This is a genomic window from Streptomyces sp. NPDC051561 (genome assembly GCF_044454195.1).
Taxonomy (GTDB): domain Bacteria; phylum Actinomycetota; class Actinomycetes; order Streptomycetales; family Streptomycetaceae; genus Streptomyces.
On sequence record NZ_JBITDM010000009.1, the window covers coordinates 120,882 to 130,095 of the forward strand.

A 9,214-nucleotide genomic window follows, 5' to 3' on the forward strand; every position below is an offset into this window, starting at 1 on the left:
CCTCAGATAAAACGGGCATAAAGAACGAGCCCCGCCAAAAGGCGGGGCTCGTGTGAGCACAGCGACACCGGTTGACCGCACCGGGTTGCCTTGCTCCTGCAATTCTCTTTCGAAACGTTATGAAGCAGGAGGCGGAGAGTGTCAAACGCCACAGCCCGCCCCCGCACACCTACGACAACTGCCGTATACGGGGCCCTACTTGTGCATTGGCCGAAATCCTGCTGGACGGCCTACTTCAGACGTGCCATCAACGCGTGCTCGACCAGCGTGATCAGGCCACTCTTCGCATCCGCACGGTGGCGGGCGTCGGTGGTGATGATCGGGGTGTCGGGCCCGATCTGCAACGCCTCGCGGACCTCCTCCGGCGTGTACGGCTGGTGGCCGTCAAAGCCGTTGAGGGCGATGACGAACGGCAGACCGCTGTTCTCGAAGTAGTCGACCGCCGGGAAGCAGTCGGCGAGACGGCGGGTGTCGACCAGCACGACCGCGCCGATCGCACCGCGCACGAGGTCGTCCCACATGAACCAGAACCTGTCCTGACCGGGCGTACCGAAGAGGTACAGGATCAGGTCCTGGTCCAGCGTGATGCGGCCGAAGTCCATCGCCACCGTGGTGGTGGTCTTGCCCCCGGTGTGGGTGAGGTCGTCGATCCCCGCCGAGGCGGAGGTCATCACGGCCTCCGTGCGCAGCGGGTTGATCTCGGAAACCGCACCCACGAACGTGGTCTTGCCGACGCCGAAGCCGCCCGCCACCACGATCTTCGCGGAGGTGGTGGAACGAGTGGCTCCGGTGTCAGAGCTTGCGAAGTCCACTGAGCACCCTTTCCAGCAGCGTGACGGCCGGCGTTCCGTCGGCGTCCGCGCCCTCGCCCGGCTGGTGGATGGCCACCATGCCGGCCTCCGCCAGGTCGGCGACGAGGATCCGCGCGACACCCAGCGGCATCGACAGCAGCGCCGAAACCTCGGCGACCGACTTGACCTCGCGGCACAGGTGGCAGATCCGCTGGTGCTCGGGGAGGAGCGTGGACAGGTGCGCCGGGTCGGCGGTCGTGCTGACCAGCGCCTCGATGGCGAGCTGGTAGCGCGGCCTGGTCCGGCCACCGGTCATCGCGTAGGGACGTACCAGCGGCTGATCGCCCTCGTAGGAGTCGTACGGCGCGTCGCTGTGCGCACCGCCGTACGTATCGTGCGAGGCAGGGGGCGGGGTCATGGGTCCTCCGGGCATGACAGCAGGGTGTCGGCGTGCCGTCTGACTGGGCCGGTGGGGGATTCGGTTGCGGCCGGACGGTTGAAGCTGAGGGGGTGTGGGGGGATCGTTCGGAGGCGGCGGCCTAGTGGAGCAGGCTGCCCTGGAGTTCCGCGCGGAGGTCCGGGGTGAGGACGGTTCCCGCACGGTCCACCAGCAACGCCATTTCGTACCCGACCAGGCCGATGTCCGCGTCGGGGTGCGCGAGCACCGCCAGCGAGGACCCGTCCGAGATCGACATGAGGAAGAGGAAGCCGCGCTCCATCTCGACCACGGTCTGGGCGACCGGGCCTCCCTCGAAGATCCGGGACGCGCCGGCCGTCAGCGAGGTGAGCCCGGAGGCCACCGCCGCCAGCTGGTCGGCACGGTCACGGGGGAAACCTTCGGACATCGCCAGAAGGAGTCCGTCGGCGGAGACCACCACCGTGTGGGACACCCCTGGGGTGTTGTCCACGAAGTTGGTGATCAACCAGTTCAGATTCTGCGCCGCCTGGCTCATCGGACTCAACTAACGCTCCTGCTGGTGAGTGGGGTCAACGGTGCGGAACGTGCCAGTGGTGCCGTTGGTACCGGCCTGGCGGCCCTGCTGAATTCCCCGACGAAGATTGGTCAGCCGGCCACGCACGTCATCGGGCGCACGGGAGACCTGCGGACCTGTCTGGTGGTTCTGTTCCTGCGCGGTGCCCGGGACCAGGTTGGCCTTCGGGACGCGGCGCGGAAGTCCTGAGGTGGTGATACCGCCGGCGGCGGGCTTGCGGACCCGCTCGGCCTGCGAGGCGAGTTCGTCGTTGGGCGAGGCACGCCAGCTGACCTCTGTCTCGCGCTCGGCCCGCGCCGGAGCGGCGGTGGGCTGCTGCGGTACGGAGGGGGCCTGCGACTGCTGCCGGCCCTGCGGCGCCTGGGGCCGGCCCTGGCCGCCCTGCTGCTCGCCGTGGAACCAGTTCGATTCCAGGGTGTCGAAGAGCGGCGTTCGGCCGTCCCCGGGACCGGCGGCCGGCAGCGAATCGGAGTGCTGCTGGGCCTGCTGCGGCTGCTGGACCGGGCGGGTCGGACGCTGCGGCGGGCCCTGCTGGGGTGCGGGCTGCTGCGGCGACGGCTGGGACGGCAGGCTCGCGACCGGGCGCGGTGCGCCGAAGCCGGCGTTGCCCCGGCCGCCCTGCTGACCGCCCTGGTTGCCCTGACCGCCCTGCTGCCCCTGACCGCCTTCCGGCCCGCGCGGACGCGGGGCGTTCGGCGACTGCTGGGGCAGCCCGGTGGCCGGCGCCGGAGTGGCGCCCTGCGGGCGCTGGTACTGGCCGGTCCCGTACTGGTCCTGCTGCCCCTGCTGGGGGCGGCCGCCCTCGTACTGGCCCTGCTGCTGCTGACCGGGCTGCTGGTTGGCCTGGTACTGGCCCGTCCGGTGCCGGCCCGTGTCGTACGGGTCCACCTGGTGCTGACCGGTGTCGTACGGGTCCACCCGGTGCTGACCGGTGGTGCTGTTGCCCTGCGGTCCCCGTACATCCGGACGCTCGTACTGGCCCGTGCCCGAGCCCTGGTCCGACTGCCCGTACTGCCCCACCGACGCGGGATCCTGCGCACCCCGGGTCACCTGCGGGAACTGACCGGTGCTGCCGGGCCCCTGCGGGCCGGGCACCTGGGGCCGCTCGAACTGGCCCGTCGCCGCGGGGTCCTGGAACCCGCGCCGGTCGGCCTGCGGGAACTGGCCCGTGGCCGCCGGGTCCTGGAAGCCGTGCTGCTGCTGCGCCTGCGGGAACGCGCCGGTCGCCGACGGGTCCTGCCGTACGTCCGGACGCTCGAAGCCGGTCGTCGCCGGGTTCTGCCGTACGTCGGGACGCTCGAACTGCCCCGTGGCCGAGCCGGGCGGCGGCCCGTTGAAGTCCGGACGGTCGAACTCGGCCGTGGAGCCGGGACCCTGACGGTCCTCCGCCTCCTCGTGACCGCGCGGAGCGTCCTGGTTCTGCCGGGCACCCCAGCTCGCGGGCTGTGGCGCGGGAGCCCCGGCCGGGCTGCCACCGGGCAGCTCCGCACGCGGGCCGCCGGCCCGGGGGAGCGACGCGGGCGCCTGCGAAGGAGTGCTCTGCTGTACGTCCTCACGGCCGCCGCGCCCACCGCCGAAGGCACCGGCGAGACCGCCGCGCTTGGCGGGAGCCGGAGCGTCGCCGAGACCCGCACCCGGGGTGCGGCCGGGCAGTGCGGCGCGCGGGCCGGAGCCCTGCGCGACCTCACGGCGCGGCGCGGAGCCACCGAGCAGTCCGCCGCCCTGCGGCGCACCCGGACGGCTGCCGGGGCCACCGCCCGAACCGGGACCGGCGGGCAGCCCAGGACGCGCACCGGGACCCGCGGGCACCTGCGGCGCACCGCCCTGACCACCGGGGCCGCCCTGACCGCCCGCACCGGGCTTGCCGGGAACCTTCTTGCCGCCCTGCGCCACGTCGACCGGGAGCATGACCAGCGCGGTCGTACCACCGGAGTCGGACGGGCGGAGCTGGATGCGGATGCCGTGTCGCAGCGACAGCCGGCCGACTACGAACAGACCCATCCGGCGGGAGACCGAGACGTCCACGGTCGGCGGAGCGGCGAGCCGCTCGTTGATCGCGGACAGGTCCTCCGGGGAGAGGCCGATGCCGGTGTCGTGGATCTCGACCAGCACCCGCCCGTCGGGCAGCGCGTGACCGGTGACCCGCACCTTGGTCTGCGGGGAGGAGAACGAGGTGGCGTTCTCCAGCAGCTCCGCGAGGAGGTGCACGAGGTCGTTGACCACGCGGCCCGCGACCTCGGTGGAAGGAACCGAGGAGAGTTCGATGCGCTCGTACTGCTCCACCTCGGAGGCGGCGGCACGGAGCACGTCGACCAGCGGGACCGGACGGGTCCAGCGGCGGCCCGGCTCCTCACCGGCGAGGACGAGGAGGTTCTCGCCGTTCCGGCGCATACGGGTCGCGAGGTGGTCGAGCTTGAAGAGCGAGGAGAGCTGGTCCGGGTCGGCCTCGCGCGCCTCCAGTTCGGAGATCAGCGAGAGCTGACGCTGGATGAGGCCCTGGGAGCGGCGCGAGAGGTTGGTGAACATCGCGTTGACGTTGCCTCGCAGCAACGCCTGCTCGGCGGCGAGTCGCACCGCCTCGCGGTGCACGTCGTCGAACGCGGAGGCCACGCGGCCGATCTCGTCCCGGCTGTGCACACCGACCGATTCCACGGACGTGTCGACGTCCTGCGGGTCGGACTCGGAGAGCTGCTTGACGAGCTCGGGCAGCCGGTCCTGGGCGACCCGGGTCGCGGTGTCCTGGAGCCGGCGCAGCGAGCGGATCATCGAGCGGGCCACCACGAAGGCGCCGACGAGGGAGACGCCGAGCACCAGGAGGATGACCGCACCGGAGATGAGCGTGGAGCGCTCGGAGTCGGCCTGCAGCTCACGGGCCTTCTGGTCCATCTGGTTGAGCAGCGTGGCCTCGATGCGCTTCATCGCGTCGATCTCGTTGCTCGCCTGGTCGCCCCAGTCCATGTAGGACCGCTTCTCGACCTTGTCGATCCCGCGCTCGGAGCGCAGGACCTTCCTGGCGTACTCCTCGGCCCGCTGGGTCTCCGGGTTGGTGTTGTCCAGGACCTCGGTCAGCTCCACGGCGCCGCGGCCGTAGATGTGCCGGAAGGTACTGCGTGCGTTGGCCTCGTTCTCCATGGCGGAACGGCCGAACAGCCGGTCGCTCTCGGTGAGCGTGACCTTGGGGTTCGGGTTCTCGGGGGAGTCCGGCAGTGCCGCGGCGATGATGGCGCGCTGCATCGACGCGTATTCCTTGGCGGAGGAGAACGCCGCCAGGGCGCGGGTGCGCTGGATCATCTCCGGGCTGGAGGTCGCCTGGGCCATGTCCTGGGAGAGGCTCAGCAGCGAGGTGATCAGGCCGCTGTACTCGTTGACCGTCTGCAGGTGGCCCGCGCCGCCGGTGGAGGTGTACGCGGTGTTGCGGATCTCCTTGAGGTCCTTCAGCCGCACCGAGATGTCGGTGAGGCTGCCCTGGATGCTGCTCAGCGCCTGGTCGGACTCGTCACCGAGGTCGACCTCCTCGGTGCCGGTGATGAACGCGTCCTGGACGCGGTCCGTCTTCTCCGTCTCGGCCTTGATGATCGGGTCGGTGTGGGCCTTGCCGTTGGCGAGCGGACCGGCGGTCTTGTCGCGCTCGTTCTGCAGCGCGGCGGCGAGCTCGGTGGCCTGACGGGTCAGCTTGGTCAGCAGCTGCATGTGCTCCAGCTGCTGCATGTCGTTGAGGGACTCGTTGATACGCAGGCCACCGAGCGTGGTGGCCGCGATCACGGGGAGGGCCAGCAGCGAGACCAGGCGGGTGCTGATGCTCCAGTTGCGCAGCGATATTCGCGTTCCCGCGCTGATCGGCTTCAGCGCCTTGGGTGCCTTGCCCTTGGGTGCACCGGAGGCCGACGGGTCCACAGGACCGGTGGAACCGCCGCCACCGAAGGCGTTGCCACCCCCGGAGTTGCCGCCGCCACCGAAGGCGTTGCCACCCCCGGAGTTGCCACCCCCGGAGTTGCCGCCGCCACCGAACGCCGCGGCCAGGCCGCCGCCACCGGCCGGCCCCGGCCTGCCGGCCCCGCCGGCCTGGGCCGGTCCTTGGTTCTGGGCGTGCTGGGGCTGGGGCGATGAGCCACGGTCGGTCCCGCCGCGCGGCTCCTGCTCCGCCGCAGCGCTGCCATCCCTCTTGAAACGTCCCTGCACTAGCGTCGCAACCTCTGGACCAGGCGTTCCGCCGCAGAGCGGCCGAACGGTGTCGAGTCGTGGGGTACCGGATCATCCCCATTGGGTGGTCGTGAGTGACCGCGGTCCGGGGAATTCCAGCACAGTGCCGGACCTCCAACAAGGCCCGTGGTGTGCGTCATGTCCGGAGTGACGCTTTGTGTCCGCCGAGTCACCAGTCGTAGAATCCTTTCCCGTACGAAGTGGACAATTACCCACGAGTCACTTACGGGTAGGGGGTGCCCCAGTCGAGCGGATCAGGTGCGGAATCATTCCTTCAGTCACACAATGTCCGTTTCTGCCCGCAAGATCATCAGCCCGAATTGCGGCATATGCCCAACAACTCGTGAGGAAACTCACACGAAGATCCCGCCACATTCCCGGCTTTGGCCGGGAAGCGAATGTTTAGCCTGACGCTTTACAGGGATTGCGAATCCGACCACCGGCGCCCGTCCGGCGCCCGAACGACAAGGCGCGAGCAACTCACATGACGACCCCGAAGACGACGAAGACGGCGAAGAAGACGGCCCCGGTCATCCGCAACCTGGCCAACCCGCAGCGCACCACCCTGGCCCACCTGGACGCCTCCGGCACCCCCAAGCCGGCCGCCCTCCCGGAGTACGCCCAGGAGCTGCCCACCGCCACCGCCAACGTCCGCCGCACCATCCTGATGGTCGCCCCGGAGCAGGCCGAAGCGGTCGCCGCCTAGGGAACCCGCGTCACCCCGGCCCACCACGCACGCCGAGCCTGCGCACCCCCCACCCGCGTTAGCCTGGAGCGTCCACCTCCCGTCAGAGACACCAGGCTCTCAGCTCAGTTAAGGGGCGCAGGCATCCCGTGCGCATCGCCAGATTCTCCATCGACGGCAATGTCGCCTTCGGCGCGGTCGAGGGCGAAGGAACCGTTGACTCCGGTGACCTCGTCCTCGACATCATCAAGGGCATTCCGTACGCCGACTTCGAGCTCTCCGGCGTCAAGGTCCCGCTGAACAAGGTGCGGCTGCTGCCGCCGGTGCTCCCCAGCAAGATCGTGGCCGTCGGCCGCAACTACGCGGAGCACGCGGCGGAGCTGGGCCACTCCGTCGTCGACGAGGCAGGCCGCCCCGAGGCCCCGCTCACCTTCTTCAAGCCCTCCACCTCGGTGATCGGCCCCGGCGACGCCATCGCGTACCCCGCCTTCTCCTCCGACCTGCACCACGAGGCCGAACTCGCCGTGGTCATCGGCCGGATGTGCCGCGAGGTGCCCCCGGAGCGCGTCAAGGACGTGATCTTCGGCTACACCGCGGCCAACGACGTCACCGCCCGCGACGTGCAGCAGCGCGAGAAGCAGTGGGCCCGCGCCAAGGGCTTCGACACCTCCTGCCCCCTCGGCCCCTGGGTCGAGACGGAGCTGGACCCCGCGGACCTCACCCTCCAGTGCACGGTCAACGGCGAACAGCGCCAGCTCGGCCGCACCAGCGACATGATCCGTCCGGTCGCCGACCTGATCGCGCACATCTCCGAAGCGATGACCCTGCTCCCGGGCGACGTCATCCTCACCGGCACCCCCGCCGGTGTCGGACCCCTGAACGTCGGCGACGAGGTCGCCGTCACCATCGAAGGCATCGGCACTCTCACCAACAAGGTGATCAAGCGTGGCTAACACCCCGTCCTCCCCCGTCCGCGTCCGGTTCTGCCCCTCCCCGACGGGCAACCCGCACGTGGGCCTGGTCCGCACCGCCCTCTTCAACTGGGCGTACGCCCGCCACACCGGCGGCACCATGGTCTTCCGCATCGAGGACACCGACGCTGCGCGCGACTCCGAGGAGAGCTACAACCAGCTCCTCGACTCCCTGCGCTGGCTCGGCCTCGACTGGGACGAGGGCCCCGAGGTCGGCGGCCCCCACGCCCCGTACCGCCAGTCCCAGCGCATGGACCTCTACAAGGACGTCGCGGAGAAGCTCCTCGCCTCCCGCCACGCCTACCACTGCTACTGCTCCACCGAGGAGCTCGACGCCCGCCGCGACGCCGCCCGCGCCGCCGGCAAGCCGTCCGGCTACGACGGCCACTGCCGCGACCTCACCGACGAGCAGAAGGCTGCGTACGCCGCCGAGGGCCGCCCGGCCATCGTCCGCTTCCGGATGCCCGACGAGCCGATCACCTTCACGGACCTGGTCCGCGGCGAGATCACCTACCTCCCGGAGAACGTCCCGGACTTCGGCATCGTCCGCGCCAACGGCGCCCCGCTCTACACGCTCGTCAACCCGGTCGACGACGCCCTGATGGAGATCACCCACGTCCTGCGCGGCGAGGACCTGCTCTCCTCCACCCCCCGCCAGATCGCCCTCTACAAGGCGCTGATCGAACTGGGCGTCGCCAAGGCCACCCCGGCCTTCGGCCACCTCCCGTACGTCATGGGCGAGGGCAACAAGAAGCTGAGCAAGCGCGACCCCGAGTCGTCGCTCAACCTCTACCGCGAGCGCGGCTTCCTGCGCGAGGGCCTCCTCAACTACCTCTCCCTGCTGGGCTGGTCCTTCTCCGCCGACCAGGACGTCTTCTCCGTCGAGGAGATGGTCGCGAAGTTCGACGTCGTCGACGTCAACGCCAACCCGGCCCGCTTCGACCTCAAGAAGGCCGAGTCCATCAACGCGGACCACATCCGCCTGCTGGACCCCAAGGCCTTCGCCGAAGCCTGCGAGCCCTGGCTGAAGGCCCCCTTCGCCAACTGGGCCCCCGAGGACTTCGACGCGTCCGCCTGGGAGGCCATCGCCCCCCACGCGCAGACCCGGCTGACCGTCCTCTCGGACATCACGGCCAACGTCGACTTCCTCTTCCTCCCGGAGCCGGTCTCCGACGAGGCCTCCTGGGCCAAGGCCATGAAGGGCGACCCCGCCGCCCTCCTGACCACCGCCCGCGCCAAGCTCGAAGCGGCCGACTGGTCCAGCCCGGAGTCCCTCAAGGACGCCGTCCTGAAGGCCGGCGAGGAACACGGTCTCAAGCTCGGCAAGGCCCAGGCCCCGGTCCGCGTCGCCGTCACCGGCCGCACGGTCGGCCTGCCCCTCTTCGAGTCCCTCGAAATCCTGGGCAGGGACAAGACCCTGACCCGCATCGACGCCGCCCTGGCCAAGCTGGCGCAGTAGTAGTCCGCGGTACGGAAGTGGGGGGGGGGGGGGGGGGGGGGGGGGGGGGGGGGGGGGGGGGGGGGGGGGGGGGCGGCCGGGGGGCCGGGCGGCGGGGGGGGGCCGGGGCCGGCCGC

7 protein-coding genes are annotated in these 9,214 nt (G+C 70.8%); 3 read left to right on the plus strand and 4 right to left on the minus strand.

The genetic code is table 11. The features are described 5' to 3' along the window. Window positions 1-230: 230 nt before the first annotated feature. From ACIA73_RS21420 to ACIA73_RS21435, 4 genes are all read right to left on the minus strand, one after another. Window positions 231-812 (minus strand): GTP-binding protein, encoded by a 582-nt coding sequence (locus tag ACIA73_RS21420; RefSeq protein ID WP_399440219.1) that lies wholly within the window; start codon window positions 810-812, stop codon window positions 231-233. After that, window positions 793-1,209 (minus strand): DUF742 domain-containing protein, encoded by a 417-nt coding sequence (locus ACIA73_RS21425; RefSeq protein WP_399440374.1) that lies wholly within the window; start codon window positions 1,207-1,209, stop codon window positions 793-795. Before ACIA73_RS21425 ends, ACIA73_RS21420 begins: the two co-directional genes overlap by 20 nt. Window positions 1,210-1,330: 121 nt before the next feature. Next, a complete protein-coding gene (locus tag ACIA73_RS21430) occupies window positions 1,331-1,744 on the minus strand; it encodes a roadblock/LC7 domain-containing protein (protein ID WP_185034582.1) in 414 nt (137 codons plus the stop codon). A 9-nt stretch (window positions 1,745-1,753) separates the two neighbouring features. After that, window positions 1,754-5,962: a nitrate- and nitrite sensing domain-containing protein gene (locus tag ACIA73_RS21435; protein WP_399440220.1), complete on the minus strand. Its 4,209-nt coding sequence runs from the start codon at window positions 5,960-5,962 to the stop codon at window positions 1,754-1,756. Between the two features lie 505 nt (window positions 5,963-6,467). Between ACIA73_RS21435 and ACIA73_RS21440 the strand changes: the two genes are divergently transcribed. The 3 genes from ACIA73_RS21440 to gltX all read left to right on the plus strand — a co-directional run bounded on the left by ACIA73_RS21440 (window position 6,468) and on the right by gltX (window position 9,098). Then, the gene (locus tag ACIA73_RS21440; protein ID WP_399440221.1) at window positions 6,468-6,689 is read left to right on the plus strand and encodes a hypothetical protein; all 222 of its coding nucleotides are present in this window, start codon (window positions 6,468-6,470) and stop codon (window positions 6,687-6,689) included. A 128-nt stretch (window positions 6,690-6,817) separates the two neighbouring features. Further along, a complete protein-coding gene (locus ACIA73_RS21445; RefSeq protein ID WP_399440222.1) occupies window positions 6,818-7,621 on the plus strand; it encodes a fumarylacetoacetate hydrolase family protein in 804 nt (267 codons plus the stop codon). After that, complete coding sequence (gene gltX / locus ACIA73_RS21450) at window positions 7,614-9,098, plus strand: glutamate--tRNA ligase (protein ID WP_399440223.1); 1,485 nt, start codon at window positions 7,614-7,616, stop codon at window positions 9,096-9,098. Before ACIA73_RS21445 ends, gltX begins: the two co-directional genes overlap by 8 nt. The last annotated feature ends 116 nt before the right edge of the window (window positions 9,099-9,214 follow it).